This is a genomic window from Synechococcus sp. 63AY4M2 (assembly GCF_002760475.1).
Lineage (GTDB): Bacteria > Cyanobacteriota > Cyanobacteriia > Thermostichales > Thermostichaceae > Thermostichus.
On sequence record NZ_AXUX01000001.1, the window covers coordinates 1,367,878 to 1,382,674 of the forward strand.

Annotated in this window: 12 protein-coding genes; 2 read left to right on the forward strand and 10 right to left on the reverse strand. The window is 60.3% G+C overall.

Translation table 11 applies throughout. The features are described from left to right. Window positions 1–89: 89 nt before the first annotated feature. Window positions 90–551: a YlqD family protein gene (locus tag SYN63AY4M2_RS06080; RefSeq protein ID WP_011429159.1), complete on the reverse strand. Its 462-nt coding sequence runs from the start codon at window positions 549–551 to the stop codon at window positions 90–92. A 275-nt stretch (window positions 552–826) separates the two neighbouring features. Between SYN63AY4M2_RS06080 and hemC the strand changes: the two genes are divergently transcribed. Next, a complete protein-coding gene (gene hemC, locus SYN63AY4M2_RS06085) occupies window positions 827–1,813 on the forward strand; it encodes a hydroxymethylbilane synthase (RefSeq protein ID WP_206337006.1) in 987 nt (328 codons plus the stop codon). Window positions 1,814–2,772: 959 nt separating this feature from the next. On the opposite strand, the gene SYN63AY4M2_RS06090 is transcribed toward hemC, so the two are convergent. The 8 genes from SYN63AY4M2_RS06090 to SYN63AY4M2_RS06125 form a co-directional block, all read right to left on the reverse strand. Then, on the reverse strand, window positions 2,773–4,185 hold the full coding sequence (locus tag SYN63AY4M2_RS06090) for a DUF2157 domain-containing protein (protein ID WP_099812563.1): 1,413 nt from the start codon (window positions 4,183–4,185) through the stop codon (window positions 2,773–2,775). Between the two features lie 7 nt (window positions 4,186–4,192). After that, window positions 4,193–4,969 carry a phosphoribosylaminoimidazolesuccinocarboxamide synthase gene (gene purC, locus SYN63AY4M2_RS06095; RefSeq protein ID WP_099812564.1) on the reverse strand — a complete coding sequence of 259 codons (777 nt, stop codon included), beginning with the start codon at window positions 4,967–4,969 and terminating at the stop codon, window positions 4,193–4,195. Between the two features lie 9 nt (window positions 4,970–4,978). Further along, on the reverse strand, window positions 4,979–6,439 hold the full coding sequence (locus tag SYN63AY4M2_RS06100; protein WP_099812565.1) for a sugar transferase: 1,461 nt from the start codon (window positions 6,437–6,439) through the stop codon (window positions 4,979–4,981). A gap of 141 nt (window positions 6,440–6,580) precedes the next feature. Next, on the reverse strand, window positions 6,581–7,354 hold the full coding sequence (locus tag SYN63AY4M2_RS06105; protein ID WP_240530504.1) for a class I SAM-dependent methyltransferase: 774 nt from the start codon (window positions 7,352–7,354) through the stop codon (window positions 6,581–6,583). A 26-nt stretch (window positions 7,355–7,380) separates the two neighbouring features. Beyond that, window positions 7,381–8,238, reverse strand: a complete 858-nt coding sequence (locus SYN63AY4M2_RS06110; RefSeq protein ID WP_011429152.1) for an FAD-dependent thymidylate synthase — start codon at window positions 8,236–8,238, stop codon at window positions 7,381–7,383. A gap of 74 nt (window positions 8,239–8,312) precedes the next feature. Next, complete coding sequence (locus SYN63AY4M2_RS06115; protein WP_228375396.1) at window positions 8,313–9,113, reverse strand: DUF4397 domain-containing protein; 801 nt, start codon at window positions 9,111–9,113, stop codon at window positions 8,313–8,315. A gap of 174 nt (window positions 9,114–9,287) precedes the next feature. Beyond that, window positions 9,288–10,553, reverse strand: coding sequence for a bifunctional sterol desaturase/short chain dehydrogenase (locus SYN63AY4M2_RS06120; RefSeq protein ID WP_099887269.1), 1,266 nt, complete (start codon window positions 10,551–10,553; stop codon window positions 9,288–9,290). Between the two features lie 265 nt (window positions 10,554–10,818). Then, window positions 10,819–11,385, reverse strand: coding sequence for a DUF192 domain-containing protein (locus SYN63AY4M2_RS06125; RefSeq protein WP_099812568.1), 567 nt, complete (start codon window positions 11,383–11,385; stop codon window positions 10,819–10,821). A 211-nt stretch (window positions 11,386–11,596) separates the two neighbouring features. Here SYN63AY4M2_RS06125 and SYN63AY4M2_RS06130 point away from each other — a divergent pair, with 211 nt between their 5' ends. After that, window positions 11,597–12,895: a serpin family protein gene (locus tag SYN63AY4M2_RS06130; RefSeq protein ID WP_099835676.1), complete on the forward strand. Its 1,299-nt coding sequence runs from the start codon at window positions 11,597–11,599 to the stop codon at window positions 12,893–12,895. Here SYN63AY4M2_RS06130 and SYN63AY4M2_RS06135 read toward each other — a convergent pair. Beyond that, window positions 12,882–14,702 carry an NFACT RNA binding domain-containing protein gene (locus SYN63AY4M2_RS06135; protein ID WP_011429147.1) on the reverse strand — a complete coding sequence of 607 codons (1,821 nt, stop codon included), beginning with the start codon at window positions 14,700–14,702 and terminating at the stop codon, window positions 12,882–12,884. The two genes, SYN63AY4M2_RS06130 and SYN63AY4M2_RS06135, sit on opposite strands and share 14 nt — an antisense overlap. Between the last annotated feature and the right edge of the window lie 95 nt (window positions 14,703–14,797).

The following is a 14,797-nucleotide window of genomic DNA, read 5'->3' on the forward strand; positions in this document are numbered from 1 at the left end:
GTGTTGCCACCGACTTGGGTTAAGACCAAAGGTCTTGATCTGCTACCCCACAGCAAGGGATCCCTGTCCTCCCAAAGGATATGAAGAGCTTATGGGTTGCCGCGAATTTCCTTGATCACCCCATCTTCCAGCAGGATCTCCACCTGCATTTTCTGGATCAGGTTGTCTCCCTTTTGCACGCGGAAGAAGCTCTCCACGCTGCCCTGGAGCACCTCTTGGTTCAGCTCCAGGTTGTTCAGTTGGTTGATCTGCTGAAGCAACTGGTTTTTTTGATCCAAGAGCTTGATCTTTTGCTCGTTCACGCGGCTTTTCACCGCTTCCACCTGTTGGAGCACCTGGGGGCTGTTGGGGTTAGGGCTTTGCTTCTCCAGCTCGGCAATGGCCCGCTTGCCCTGAAACTCCAGTTGCTGCATCTGAGCATCGGTGGCTTCGATCTGCCGCTCCAATTGCTCCTGCATTTCTTTCTTCCAAAGGGGGGTGACCACCACCTTGACAGGGATGGTGCGCTTGAGCAGTAACTGAGTGCCGTTGCCGACGTTGTTTTCTTCCATAAGACCTATCCAGGCAGACTACCAAGCAAATCAGGGGGCCCTGTGCTTACAGAGAATTGTCCTCTAGCAACCTTGGAGAAGGAGGCTTGACAGACCACAACTCTCCCCGCCGCGGCGGAGAATCCGTCTACTTATCCTACCGGCTGGGATCCCCGTAGTAAAGTCTGGATCGGGGGGAAATGGCAGTTTTGGTTAAGGATCTTGAAGGCCGCTGCCGTGCGGCGCCGCAAAGTCAGTTAGCGTGAAAGACGGTGTTCTCGGATTTTGCAGCAGCCATGAGCGAACTGGCCTCAACTCCCTGGCAACCCTCGGCAGGGGCTGCCCAGCCGGTGCGGATCGCCTCCCGCAAAAGTGAGCTGGCCTTGGCCCAGACCTACTGGGTAATGGGACAGTTGCAGGCCCACCATCCGGGATTGCCGCTAGAGCTGCACACCCTTTCCACCCAGGGAGACATCATCCTGGATGTGGCGCTGGCCAAAATTGGCGATAAGGGCCTGTTTACCAAGGAGCTGGAGGTCAGCCTGCTCAACGGCAGCAGCGATCTAGCGGTGCACAGCCTTAAGGATCTGCCCACCCGTTTGCCGGAAGGCCTGGTCCTGGGGGCGATTACGCAGAGGGAGGATCCTTTGGACGCGCTGGTGCTGCGGGAAGAGCTGCGCGGCTACCAACTGGCCACCCTGCCAGCAGGAACGGTGATCGGCACTTCATCTTTGCGGCGATTGGCCCAACTGCGCCACGCCTTTCCCCACCTGCAATTTAAGAATGTGCGGGGCAACCTCAACACTCGCCTGGCCAAGCTGGATCGGGGGGAGTACGACGGCCTAATTTTGGCGGTGGCGGGGCTGAAGCGCCTGGGCCAAGAACAGCGGATCCACGAGGTGCTGGATCCCAGTGTGTCTCTGTACGCGGTTGGCCAGGGATCCCTGGGGATCGAGTGCCGGCAGGGGGATGAGCGGATTCTGGAGCTCATCCGACCCTTAGCCGATGCGGAGGCCACAGCCCGCTGTTTGGCCGAGCGAGCTTTCCTGCGGGCCTTGGAGGGGGGGTGTCAGGTGCCCATCGGCGTCCACAGCCAAGTCCAGGGGGAAGAGCTGCACCTGACCGGCATGGTGGCCGACCTGGAGGGGCGACAGCTCATCCGCGATACCCAAACAGGCTCCCCTGCCGATCCGGAAGCGGTGGGAACAGCCCTGGCGGAAAAGCTGAAGCAACAGGGGGCTGACGAAATCCTGCAGGCCATTTTTGCCCAGGCTCGCCGCTAAATTCTGTGGGCTAGCTCTGAAAAAAGCCAGCCAAGGGAGAGAAAAACGGCAGGGAGAGTTTCAAATCCTCCCCTCTGCCGTCGCTGCTGCCAAGAACTTACCTTAGATAGGGAACTCACATTCACAGCAGCAGTAGTTGAGCTCTACCTTAGCTTCCAAAACAGCCGTGTCGTCTTGAACCACCAACGTAACTCTGTTGTTGGCAACTTCAGCGGGAGAGAGCGTTAGGGTTTTGGTAAAAGTCTGACCGGCCGAACTCACAGGTGAAGCATATAAGAACCCCGATTGAGTTAGAGTGCCGCCGTTGTACACGTAGTACTTGTCGTTGCCCGCATCCGGAGCACTGCTACTGCTAGCCGGCAGATTGTTGCGGTAGGCAAATGTCAGGGTACCTCCCAGCCGGCAGCCTGTTTTACAAGGAGGATCCCATTGAAAAGTATGGGCAAAGACTTTGTTGGGGCTTGGTTCTGCCCAGTTGGTAGTTCCGTAAGAACCCTGGAGATTGCTCCAAATGGTGGCCGGGATCTCTGACTGCAAAGGAACAGCAGGGCTGGGTGGCGGAGCCTGCAGCCTTACCGATTGCAACTGCATAGGCTGAGAACAGGGGAGTTTGGGCAACGGTCTTGAGGAAGGGAGAATAGGGATCTGGCGGAACAGCTCATCGAGATCCCCAGTTTGGGGAACGGGCGAGGGTGCGGCTCCTGGAGACCTAGGCCTTGCGGGCACAGCCGGCCTCGGAGCTTGCGCTACTGGGAAATGCTCCCAAAACGGATCTCCGCCCGCAGCAATTGAAGAAGAGCTATAACTCCAAAAACTAGAAAAAGAGAGTAGAGCCAGTATCCCTAGACCCAGGCCTGTTTTTTTCATTGACGTTCTCCAGGAAACCTTCTACCAACAAAGACTTTTCAGGGAAGAGTAAGTTCCCGATGTGTCCCGATTTCTTGTAAACTTTTATCGACCTAGGCATTACTCTTAAAGATACGTCTCTCAAACTTCAGCCCCATCCAGATCACTCCGATCCCACAGGCCACCAACACTGCCGACTTGGCCAAGAGGCCGGTCTCGTACTCGAAAAAGCGGGTCAGCACCACCAAGGTCAGGCCCAATAGCCCCTGCCAGAAGCGCCCCCGTCGCCCTTGCTGCAGACCTTCCCAGCAGAGGATCACCGACAATCCCACCAGCAGCAGGGTCAGGAGCCAGGGGGCAACAAAGGCCAGGGCCACCCTTGAGGTCAAGTTCCCAGAAACAGCCGCACGGATCGCCAGCAAAAGGGCCAGGGCAGCCAGGGAGATGAGAACCAGAGCGTCCTTCAGCCAGGCAGAAACGGGCTGGGAACTCTTTGCCTGCCAGCCCTGCCACCAGCTCCAACCGGCTAGCAATAGCAATCCTGCTGCCGACAGGCCCGCCCAGGGATCCCCAGCTTGGAACAAGGGCAGGGGTTTGGGATCCCAGTCCCAGGCGTCACGAAAGCTCCAAATGTAGAGCAAGAAGCCCAACCCCAGCAAAGCCAGCCCCTCCGCCGTCGGGATCAGATCCAAGCCCTGCTCCTGCTCGCCACCCTGGCCCTCTTCTCCGGTCCAGATCCGGCTTAGCCAGTGCCCATGGCGTTGGTGCCCGACTCCCAGCCCCCAGACGACGGCAAGGCCAAGCAGCAGCCAGAGGGTCCAGCTGTCCCAGCGCTCTGCCAACCTTTGTAGCGCCAGGCCGAAGTTCACCAGCGCCAAAGCCAAGATCCAGCGGGAGCGGCACCCATAGGCAAGAGGCAGCAACAGGCCCAGGGCCAGCCAGGGGTAGAGGGGATCCAGAGCCGAGCCGATCCCTCCTTCCCAGACGGCAGTCATTCCAGCCAGGGCAAACAAAAGACAGGCCAAGACGCCACTGGGGGTGTGGACCAAGCTGTAGGCCACGGCCAAGCTGCCCAGCCCCCAGCCCAAAAACAAGCCCGCCAGGGATCCCCCGATTTGAACCCACTGGGCCATCAGGCCAATGGCGGCCCCCAAAGACAGCTCGCCGGCCATCAACAAAGCGCTGCCTAAGCGCGGGGATCCCTGCTGCCAGAGCCGCAAGCCGGCCACCTGCAGCCCCACCATGAGGGCCAGGGATCCCAAGGCTCGGGCCGAGCGGGGAATGGCGTCCCAGTTGGCGGCCACGAAGGAGATCACCCCCAAGCCCACCAGCACGGCGCCCAACAGCAGCAGCAACAGGGCAAAGCGGCTGCCAGCTGTTCGCGGCAAGCTGTCCAGTTGGTAGTGCTCGCGCAGGCGATCCCGCTGCGCCGGCTGGATGAGCCCCTGCTCCACCCAGGTGTCCAACAGGTCGGCCAGTTGGCGGCGGAAGCGCTCGTCAGGGCCGGGGGGGCGGGGAGAAGTCATGGCACCCTCACCCCCTGCCCCTCTCCCGCGCTGCAGGAGAGGGGAGATTGGGATCAGTAGCCTGGAGCACTCGCTGCAGCACCTCTTGGTAGCCGGCTGCCGGATCGCCGAGATCAAAGCGAAAAAGGTCTTTATCCAGCACCCGCGGCTCGGTCCCTTGGAGATCCCACAGGCGGCAGGTGTCGGGGCTGATCTCGTCCGCCAGCCAAATCTGCCCTTCCTCGTCCAGGCCAAACTCCAGCTTAAAGTCCACCAGCTCCAGCCGGCAGCGCCGCCAGAAGTTGCCAAGGTGAGTGTTGACTGCCAAAGCCAGGGATCCCAGTTTCTCCACCTGCTCCGGCGTGGCCAGGTGCAACAGGCGGATGTGGTCGGGAGTGACCAGGGGATCTCCCAAGGCGTCGTTTTTGTAGTAGAACTCCACCAGGGGTGGCTCGATGGGCAGGCCCTGCTCCAGGCCTAAGCGCTGGCAGAGGCTGCCGGCAGTGCGGTTGCGCACCACCACTTCCAAAGGCAGGATCTGTAGGGCGCGCACCTGCATCTCACGGGGGCCGGTCTGGCTCAAGAAGTGGTTGCGAATACCCTGCTGCGCCAGGTAGGCAAACACCCGGCTAGAGACGGTGCAGTTGACTTCTCCTTTGCCGGGGATGGATCCCCGCTTTTGGGCATTAAAAGCCGTGGCGTCGTCTTTGTATTGGCAGAGGTAAACCTGGGGATCGGCGGTGCGGTAGACCCGTTTGGCTTTGCCCTCGTAAAGGAGTTCTTGGGGCGTGGGCGAGGATGGCATAAGCAACCCCTAATATCCGGTCAGCCGTCCGCGGATCCCTTGCCAAAGGGTAATGGCCAGGATGCGCAGATCCAGCCACAGGGACCAGTTTTGCACATAGTAGAGATCATACTGGGTGCGGCGGGCGATGCTGGTGTCTCCCCGCAGGCCGTGGATCTGAGCCCAGCCGGTGAGGCCGCTTTTGACCAAATGCCGATCCAGATACTTGGGGATCTCCTGGCTAAATTGCTCGACAAAGTAGGGCCGCTCCGGTCGGGGGCCCACCAAGCTCATTTCCCCCTTCAAAACGTTCCAAAGCTGGGGCAGCTCATCCAGGTTGGTGCGGCGCAAAAAGGCTCCTATCTTGGTTCGGCGCGGATCCCCGGGGCGCGTCCAGCGCGGCTGGCCGGGTGCTTCAGCATCCACCCGCATGGTGCGGAACTTGGCAATCCAAAAGCGACGCCCATCCAAGCTCACCCGCTCCTGCCAATACAGGATGGGGCCGGGGCTGCTGCAGGCCACCAGCACGGCGATGACCACAAACAGGGGGCTGAGCAACAGTAAGCCCAGGGAAGCTCCCAAGATGTCCATAGCTCGCTTGAGGAAACGGTTGTGGGCGTAGCGCAAAGGGGGGTGGCGCAGCGTCAGCAGCGGGATCCCGTCCAGAGAGTGGAACTGCAGGTTAACCGTTAAGAAGCCAAGAATATCTGGCACCAGGCGCACCTGCACCGACAGAGCCTGCAAAGTAAGAAGCAGGGGCGCGTTGGCCAGCTCCGGCTGCCCAAACCACACCTCTTGGATCTCAGGGTGAGCTTGCACATAGGCCACCAGATGAGCGGGATCCAGGCGCTCCAGCTTTTGCAGAGGCCCCGCTTCTGGCGCCGAGGGATCCCCGGCCACGGCCCAAGCCTTGATCTCAAACCCCAAAGCCGGGCAGCGCTCTAGCCGCTCCAGCACCTCGGCCAACAGCAAGCCGGATCCCACCCAGATCACCCGTCGCCGCCCCTGGCCGCGGGCATACAGCCAGCCCATGCCCAGCCGCAGCGCTAACCGCATCCCCGTCAGGCCGAGCAGGGCCAGCAGGCCGGCATAGCCCACTACCAAGCGCGACAGCGAGACAGAGCGCACGAAGAAGGCCCCTGCTAACACCAGGCCAAAGGTCACCCCCAGCCCCAGCAGCAAACTGGCCCATTCCTCAAAGCGGGATAGGCGCTTCGATTCGCCATATCCGCCCAAACCGGCCTGAACGCCCCAGTAGCTGAGAACGGTCAGCAATCCCAGGCCGGCATAAACATCCCACGGCAAAAGCTGGTGAGGGCGCAAGCTGCGCAGCCAGTAACCTGCCCCAAAGGCCAACCAAATACAAAGGCCATCCCCGAAGCAAGCTAGGGGCACCCACAGACGATGCGGATCCAAGCGAAGGGCGTAGCTGCGCAAAGGTTCCGTCTCCCTGGTGCGAAAGGACTCCGTCCCGCTAGCGCGATCGGCCAAGAGCTATCTCCTCCAAAAACGAAGACTGGGAACAATCTAGATTATCCCCTTGAGGCTGCAAGGACTCCGTCTCGCTAGCGCGATCGGCCAAGTTGACTCAAAAAACTGGTAATAACGGCGAGAAGTTGAGGATTAAGAGGCTCAGTTTCCCAGAGGAGCAATTTTCAAAGGGCTCCGTCCCGCTGCCGCAATAGGGCTGGCTACCGCCAACAACGACAGGCCAAAGGGCAACGAAAACTTGGGGATCAAATAGGCTTCCGCGGCAAAAATCTCTGCTAGAAGTTGATTGAGCCAAAGGGGCAGCATTTTCAAGTCTGGACTTTCCCGCAGGCGAAGTATTTTCTGGGCTAGGCGGATCCCTGCTGCCAGAGGGAAGAGAAAGCTGTTGAAAAAGGTAAAGGTATGAATTTGCAAGCCGGCGCTCTTGAGTAAGGAGAGAAGTTGTGCCGCTGTGTAGCGTCTCTTGTGGTGATTAAGCTCGTCATGGGCGCTCCACAGCCAGGGATAAGCCGGCACCGTGATCACCATGTAGCCAGATGGCTTTAACCTCTGGATGAGGGCTTCCAGAGCTGCTGTGTCTTCGTCTAAATGTTCCAGAACGTCCAGCAGAGCAATTAAATCAAATTGTTGAGAGCCAAAAGGGATCCGATGCGGCAATTCGCCTTCTTCCACAATCGCAATGCCACGAGCCCGGGCCAAAGGCAATGCTATTTCGCTTCTTTCCATGGCCCAGACTTGGCCAAACTGAGACAACATTTCCAGGTTGCCACCGCTGCCACATCCCGCTTCCAAGATACAAGCTGAGGGAGGAAGAGGGATCCCTGCAATAACCCGGCTGAGAATCTGTCGGCGGCCCACAAACCACCAATGTCGATCCTCTAGGCCTGCCATTTGTTCATAAGCTTTGGGATCCATAGTCGTCCCCAATGGTTGGGAACTTGTTAGGGAGAAAGCCTGGCCTTGCCCCAGCGGTTTTGGCGGTACCAGGCGGCCACATGGGGGCACCAAGCCTCGAAGTGGGGCCACATCAACTCGCACAGCTCGCGGATCTCCCGCTGGGCATCCTCCTTAGCCCGCAAATCCAGAAAGTGCATCAAGCTGCGGCAATTAAAAGACACTACAAAATGTTGGCGGATCCCGTAGCCGATGATGTTACGAGCATCCTCATAGGGCACCCCACACTCTTCGACCAGGCGATAATAGGCAATGGCCTGGCTGCGATACTGCTCAAGAATGATGTTTAGGGCCTCGGGAGAGATGGGCTTGAAGCCTTGGCGGGTTTTGGCTTTGCCTTCCTTGACGCTGGCGGGAACGTAAAATAGAGTTTCCAACTCTTGCAAAGCTAACTCTGCCCCGGTTTTGTCGGCAAAAGCAGAAGTTTCGTCCCAGCCCCCCGTATACGGGGGGCTGGGGGGCTGGTTGGGGGGGCCGGGCGGGGGGTTGGGGGGCGTTCTCCGGGGCCCAGACAAGAGTCTTTTGCCCAAATCGGCAATTTGCTGGCCTGTATATCGAAAAGATTGAACGTCGAAAGAAATTCCCACCCGATGAGTACGGGCCTGTTGCATGACAGCATGGGGAAAATAGCCTACCCCAAACGTGATCTGAGGGTGCTCCAGCGGCCCATAGTGGCCACGGTTGCCCTCCAGCAGATGCCGCACCACGGCCTCGCCATATTTTTCCGGGATCCGGCTCTCTGGGGTAACAAAATCAGGGCTGTGATCTTGGTGCATCGCCTGGTAGATCACCCGTTCGGGATCTGGGGTTTGGCTGAGCACCACCACTTGAAATAAGGCATCCACGGGCTGTGTCCCCAAAGCTAGAGACGACTGGCTAGTCTCACAGTATAGAGAGGATCAAGCCGCAAGCAGCCTTGCTATAGGAGCCTACGAGCCCGCGTTTCCTCTGCCAGCACCAAGTTTAGGCCCGGATTGCTGCGCATCAGCCCCGCCACGTAAAGGGTATAGACTTTCCCTGCCTCTAACTGGAGGTCAAACCGTTGCAAGGGAATGCTCCGGCCAGGAGACGACTGCCCACCTGGCGCGGGGGCTGAAGGAGCTATGGCCACCTGAATTTGGGTAAAGCCGGGTCGCATGGCTTGAAAGGTGGAAACTTGCCCGAAGGCCAACTGAGGTATCAGCACCCGCCCTTGCTCCCCCTGCCATTGCAGGGCCGGCGCATCAGGGGCAGCGTGAACAAACCGAACCAGGGCTTGGTCAAACAGCGAGTTGATGTTGTCTTCCAAAACTAAGGCCGTCACGCGATTGGGCTCGTCAGCAGCCACCACCGAGAACACTCCCCCGCCTCTGAGGTTGGCCACAGTTCTGGCCGCAACCGTTCGCGCTAGCGGAACGGAGTCCTTAAAACTCGCGGGCTGGCCAGGGCTGGTCGTCTCAGGGGTTGAAAACAAAACAATGTCGTACTCGCCCGCCGGCATACGCACGTACTCGCTCACCGAGCCATAGGCTACACCTTGAGCAGCCCTTACCCCTCCCACTTCCAAGTCGATCCGAGGGGCATTGGGGGCCACATGCACCAAGCGCACCTGGATCTCAGAAACTCCCGCGGATGCCGAAGGCATCGGGATGGCACAGCCGGACAAAAGCCCCGGCATTAAAGCCCCGCCCACCACGCAGAGGACTGCGCTCACCCACTGTCGCACCATGTTTACACTCACTCCTACTCCTCACACCCAGGGTTCATAAGGGAGATCGAGCGGAAGAGCCCTCTCGCTCCCCAAAAGTTCGGGTTAGCGCAAGGGATCCCATCCTGCTGACGCCAAAGAACCTGCTTTTGTCTTACTCCACCTTTGCGCCCAATGCCATAAGCTGGCTAGGACTTGCCCGACTCCCTAGATTGGGATCCCAGCGCTGGGATCGGGGACGGCTAGTGGAGAAGAGCGGCGGCTGAAGAGCCGGAAATAGGTGCTGACGGCCAACTCTTTCAGCGGGAAAAGTAGGTAGGTGAGGGGATTGATAGTGACGATGATGTTGCGGCAGTCGCGTTTGGCCTGGGCCAGGATTTGGGCGGCCACCCAATCCCCCGACATAACTCCAATCGGGTTGAGCTGGCTCTTGAAAGGGCCAAGGATAAGCTTGCGCACCACGCAGGGAGCATCGAGACGGCGTAGGGTAACCAGGTCGCCCAGTGCCCGTTTGGAGAGCTCGTAGAGGGGGCTAAAAGCAGGGCTGGCCTCGGCTTCGGAGGTGTTCACCCAAACCTCTTTGGTGGCCATTTCCCGATTGCCGCGCACCGTCTGGAAAAATAGCTCCATCAGGCGCCATGCCGAGAAGGTGTTGACGGCATAGGACTGGCGAACCGATTCGGGATCCCGTTGCCTATGGACGTTTAGGCCGTGGTTGATTACCAGGATATCGACCTCCTCCAGGAGCTCGGCCAGGGATCCCTCCTGCCCCACCTGCCAGCGAACAGTCGGCACCGGCTGAAGTTGTCCGTCCACTTCGATGGAAACCGAATCCGCATGGGAGCTGAGGGCGATGACTTTGGCCCCATGGCGGGAAAAGTGCTTCAAGAGGGCCCGGCCCAGGGTGCCAGAGGCGCCAGTGATGGCCACGCGCTTGCCTTTAAAAGAGAGACTGCTGCCCATGATCCGATCCAGCAAGGTTAGGGTGCCGCAGAAGTAGGCGTTGGTGTCGTCAAAGTGGTGCCGCCAGTGGTAGGCGCGGTTGACATGCCACTGGCTGGGAGGAGTAGGGAAAGGCCCCGGCTGGTGGGTAATATCCGTTTGCAGAGCTAGCCCGCAGCCCCGCAGCAGGCCAGCAGCTAAGAAACTGGCCGAGTAGACCACTCCCACCGCCGCCGCTAGGCCATACAGCCAGGATCCCTGTCCCAACAGCACCACCCAAGGGATCCCGGCCAGGATCATCGTCGCCGCTTCGGGGACATCGTGGTGCCACTGGGATTCTCGGTACAGCTTCGGGTCTACCACGCTGAGATCGGGGCGAAACAGGCGGTGGTGCAGAGTGTGCTTGGGCATCAGCCAGGGCCACTGGTGGGCCAGCCAATGGCGCTCATCCCGCACAACCTCGGCCCAAAGGACGGAAGCCAGGGCAACGACCCCAACCCCCAGCCACTGAGTTACGCTGCTAACATCCATAGGGCTTTGCCGGCAGTAGCCAAACCATCCTGGGCTCGCGGTCGCCTCTTGGCATCAATCTCAAAGCAGTTGGCGACCCTCAAAAATCATCGCAAAGATCCCTGAAAAGATCATCCCAGGCCGCAAGCAAGACGGCCAACGGCAGCTTTTGGGATCCCAGGAGCATGGTCTCAACCTCTTCTGCAAGCTTGTCTTCCCTCACCCCCAGCCCCTTTCCCAGCCCTCACCCCCAACCCCTCTCCGAAAGGGAGAGGGGAGATAGAGATCAAGGGGCGGAGCTGGGAAGCTCGCGGATCTCAACCGTATCTCCCACTTGCAAACCTAAGGCCGCCGCCGTCCCGCCGCGGAACTCCAGCACGCCATCTACCAACTGGTCAGAGGGTGGCCCATAGACGGGGCAGGGTTGGGCGGGGCAACCGGGCACATCGGCAGCGATGTACACCACCTGGCCTTGGCGGAGAAAGATAATGTCCAGGTTGAGCAGGGTGTTAAACATCCAGAAGGCAGCCGGCTGGGGCGGGTCGAAGGGAAACCACATGCCGCGATCAGGCGGCAAATCGGTGCGAAACATCAGGCCCAAGCGCTGTTGCTCAGGGGTGCGGGCCACTTCCAGCTCAAAGCGCCGGCCAGCGATGGTGACTTCTGCTGCCACCGGCAGGTGCTGGGGCTCTCCTTTGGCCGAGGTCGCGTTGGCAACGGCTGCCGTCTCCTGGGCTTCTAAAGATGAGGATCCCCCAGCAGTACATCCCAGCAGCAGAGCCAGGCCTAAGGCAATCCCGCCCGCTGTGGCAACCCGGCGAGAGCGCCGCCCCTCCCTTGCCCGCAAACTCATCCCTTGTCTCCTGCCGAGCTAGCTGTGCAGGCTTGATCCTACCCTGCTCTTTAGGTTGAAGAGGGAGGGGATCCGTAGCCAGTTTGGCCGGGATCTCCTGCGGGCTTTGGCCTGTCGATCTCTCCTCAAGCGCAAAGAGCCATCCACCCCCAACCCGATACCATAGCCATAGAGTCTATCTATCGTTCCCCACCCGGCCAGGAGAGACCCCATGAAAGACCTTTTGAGCAGATCCTCGCTGAGCCGGAGCTCGCTTCTGGCTCTGTTTGGCCTATTGCTTTTGGGTCTCTGGCCCGCACAGGGGATGGGATCCCAGGAGGCCCCGGTGCGGATCCCGTTTGAGCCGACCGTGACCTATGGGGAAGGCTATGGAGAAGAGGCTGTGGCCCAACAAGCCCAAAGTCGCTTTGCGCTAAAGCTGTTTGATCGCCTGCTCCAGCAGCAGCCGCAAGAGAACCTCTTTTTCTCTCCTTTGAGCATTCACTTGGCTCTGAGCATGCTGTACAACGGCGCCGCTGGGGAAACGCAGGCGGCCATGGCCGAGGTGCTGGAGGCCCAAGACCTCTCCCTCCATGAGTTGAACTGGACCAATGCCCAGATGGCGCGCTGGCTGGTGGAGCGATCCCAAGCAGAAGGGCCGATCCAGGTGCAAATTGCCAACGGCCTTTGGGTCGATCAAACCCTCACCCTGCGGCCTCCCTTTTTGCAGGCGCTGGCCACCTATTACCAAGCAGTGGCCAATCGGGTGGAGCTGGGATCCCGCCAGACGGTGCAGGCGATTAACCGTTGGGTAGCCGAGCGCACCCAGGGCCAGATCGACCGCATCGTGGATCGCCTCAGCCGGGAAGACAGGCTGGTTTTGCTCAACGCCATTTACTTCAAGGGAGAGTGGACCCAACCCTTCGATCCGGCCCTGACAGAGCCCCAGCCCTTTACCCGCCCAGATGGCCGCCGTGTCCAAGTGCCGCTGATGGCCCAATCCGGTCGCTACGGCTACCGGGAGACCGAGCAGCTCCAGGTGGTGCGCCTGCCCTATGGGGAAGGGGAACTGGCTATGGTGATCCTGCTGCCCAAGCCAGGGGTGAGCCTGGAAGCCCTGCGACAGGAGCTCAGCCCAGAAACTTGGCAAGAATGGACGGGATCCCTGCCCACCCGCCCCGGCTCGCTGCGGCTCCCCAAGTTTAAGCTGGCCTACGAGACCGATCTGGTGCCGGCTTTGCAACAGTTGGGCCTGGGGATCGCCTTTTCCCCTCAGGCCGATTTCAGCCAGATGACCCCAGAGCCGACGCAGGTCAGCAGAGTCTTGCACAAGGCGGCCATCGAAGTAGATGAAAAGGGATCCGGGGCGGCAGCCGCCACCGGGGTCATCGTCTCCCGCACCGCCAGCGACCGGCAAGAGCCCTTCCAGTTCGTAGCAGATCGCCCCTTCTGGTTTGCCATTGTGGCCTCCGGAGCCAACCGGGAGGCGCAAACTGTGCTGTTTATGGGATCCGTAGTCAACCCCAAGTAGAGGGCTGTAGCTCTGCTGGAACCTCCGGCTTGGGCGCCCCCTCCTTTTCCACAAGCAACTGGGCACGGCTGGGACGGCCCCACAGCACCTGCTCCTGCTGGTAAACCACCATGCCGGGTGGGGATCCCTTGGGTTTGAAGACGCACTTAGGGCGGGTATACACCACCGGTACCTGGTCGCTGAAGCGACCGCGGCTAAAATACGCCGCCAGATCGGCAGCCGCCTGCAGATCTTCACTTTCGGCCACCGCGCCCGGAGGCAGGCGCAACAGCACGTGGCTACCGGGGATCTCTTGGGCGTGAAACCACCAATCTTGGTCTTGGGCCACGCGGAAGGTCAGCCGATCATTTTGCCAGTTGTTGCGCCCCACCCAGATGGAGAAGCCGCTGGGGCTAGTGAAGCGATAGGGGTTGAAGCTGGCTGAAGAGGCCCGTCTGGATCCCTCTGCCCGGCTGGGGCTCTCTAGGTAGCCTTGTTGAATCAGCTCGGTCTCAACTTCTCGAAGGGCGGCCAAGTCCTGGGGATCCCGATAGGTTCCCAGATGCTGCAGGGTCGCTTCCACCTGCTCCAGGTAGCGGATCTCTTGCGCTACAGCTTCTAGCAAGGGCTGGACGGCCTCCTGGGCTCGTTTTTGTTTGCGGTGCTTGCGGTAGTAGGCCTGGGCGTTGAGAACAGCGTTTTTCTCCGGATCCAGCGGGATCTTGACCATCTGGCCGCTAAAAAAGTCTGGCAGCTCCATCAAGCTCAGCCCTGGCCGCCAGAGGTGGAGATGGGCCATGAGCAGATCGGCAGCCTGCTTGGAGGCTTCCGCTTGGGCCGAGTCGGCCAGCATCCTCTCGAAGTGCTCTTGCCGCTGGCGGAGTTTTTTCAGCAGGGCAGCCAGCTTTTGCCCCAGGCGCTGCCGCTCTCGCTCAAAGCGTTCGCGGTTGAGCTGGGCTTGGTAGTAGGCTTCCAGGAGCTGATGCAAGTTGGGTGTAGAGGGATCCCCGCCAGAGCCCCTCCAGCCGAGAACAGTGTACCCCTGGGGGGTAAGGGCCGGCTTAAACTGAGCCGTTTCCAGGCGGGCCAGCCAGTCCTGCCACCAAAAAAACAGGGCCTGCCACTCCTGGGGCGAGAGTTGGTTGCTGGGGGTTTGGGGTGGGATCCCGGCCTGCAGGCACATGGCCTCTGCCAAATGCCGGCTCAGGCCGCGGTAGCAGCGCAGCAGCCGCTGAGCAATGGGGCCAGGGATTAGGGCAAGACGCTCTTGCCACTGGGAGAAGGGCTCGGCTCGCTGGGGGATGGGATCGCTGAGGGCAGGGGGAGCTTCGTAAAGTAGACCCGGCTGCACCGGCCGTACCCGCGACTGTCGCTCGCTTACCCCGTGGCCGCAGGCCAAGATCATGCCCCCCTCGTCCACCAAGATGGCGTTGCTGTACTTGCCCATCACTTCCAGATAAAGGTGGCGTTGAGGGGGATCCGCGGGGCGCGGGGCAAAGCGAAAGTCAATCACCCGCTCCCACTCGTCCAGCAGCGCCAGCTCCGTCAGCGCCAAACCCCGCAGGTGCCGTTGCAGGTGTTGGCTAAAGGGCAAGTCCTCTGCTTCCTTGGGGGGAGCCTGACAGAGGTGAACTCGGGCCGCCTGAGGATGCCAAGACAGTAGCAAGCAAGGACGCGCCTTGAGGGTGCGCAGGCCAATCACCACCGTCCACAGATCCGTCTGCTGGATCCACTCCACGCGGGCAGGCAGCAAGGGATCCCCCCCGGCCTCAGCCCCTTTTAGATCTGCCAGCACAGCACGGAGGGTGGTCAGGTCAACCGGTTGCATCCCTGCTGCTCCTTGGGATCGGGCAACGCCTGGGGAACTGAACGAGGGCCTCCTTCCATTATCTGCCGCTCCCCTAGCTGGCGCTGGCAACAAAA

Excerpts from the sequence above, each read along its gene's own strand:
- SYN63AY4M2_RS06080 (WP_011429159.1), bottom strand. The coding sequence starts at position 551 with ATGGAAGAAAACAACGTCGGCAACGGCACTCAGTTACTGCTCAAGCGC.
- SYN63AY4M2_RS06130 (WP_099835676.1), top strand. The coding sequence starts at position 11,597 with ATGAAAGACCTTTTGAGCAGATCCTCGCTGAGCCGGAGCTCGCTTCTG.
- SYN63AY4M2_RS06125 (WP_099812568.1), bottom strand. The coding sequence starts at position 11,385 with ATGAGTTTGCGGGCAAGGGAGGGGCGGCGCTCTCGCCGGGTTGCCACA.
- SYN63AY4M2_RS06105 (WP_240530504.1), bottom strand. The coding sequence starts at position 7,354 with ATGGATCCCAAAGCTTATGAACAAATGGCAGGCCTAGAGGATCGACAT.
- hemC (WP_206337006.1), top strand. The coding sequence starts at position 827 with ATGAGCGAACTGGCCTCAACTCCCTGGCAACCCTCGGCAGGGGCTGCC.
- SYN63AY4M2_RS06090 (WP_099812563.1), bottom strand. The coding sequence starts at position 4,185 with ATGACTTCTCCCCGCCCCCCCGGCCCTGACGAGCGCTTCCGCCGCCAA.
- purC (WP_099812564.1), bottom strand. The coding sequence starts at position 4,969 with ATGCCATCCTCGCCCACGCCCCAAGAACTCCTTTACGAGGGCAAAGCC.
- SYN63AY4M2_RS06120 (WP_099887269.1), bottom strand. The coding sequence starts at position 10,553 with ATGGATGTTAGCAGCGTAACTCAGTGGCTGGGGGTTGGGGTCGTTGCC.
- SYN63AY4M2_RS06135 (WP_011429147.1), bottom strand. The coding sequence starts at position 14,702 with ATGCAACCGGTTGACCTGACCACCCTCCGTGCTGTGCTGGCAGATCTA.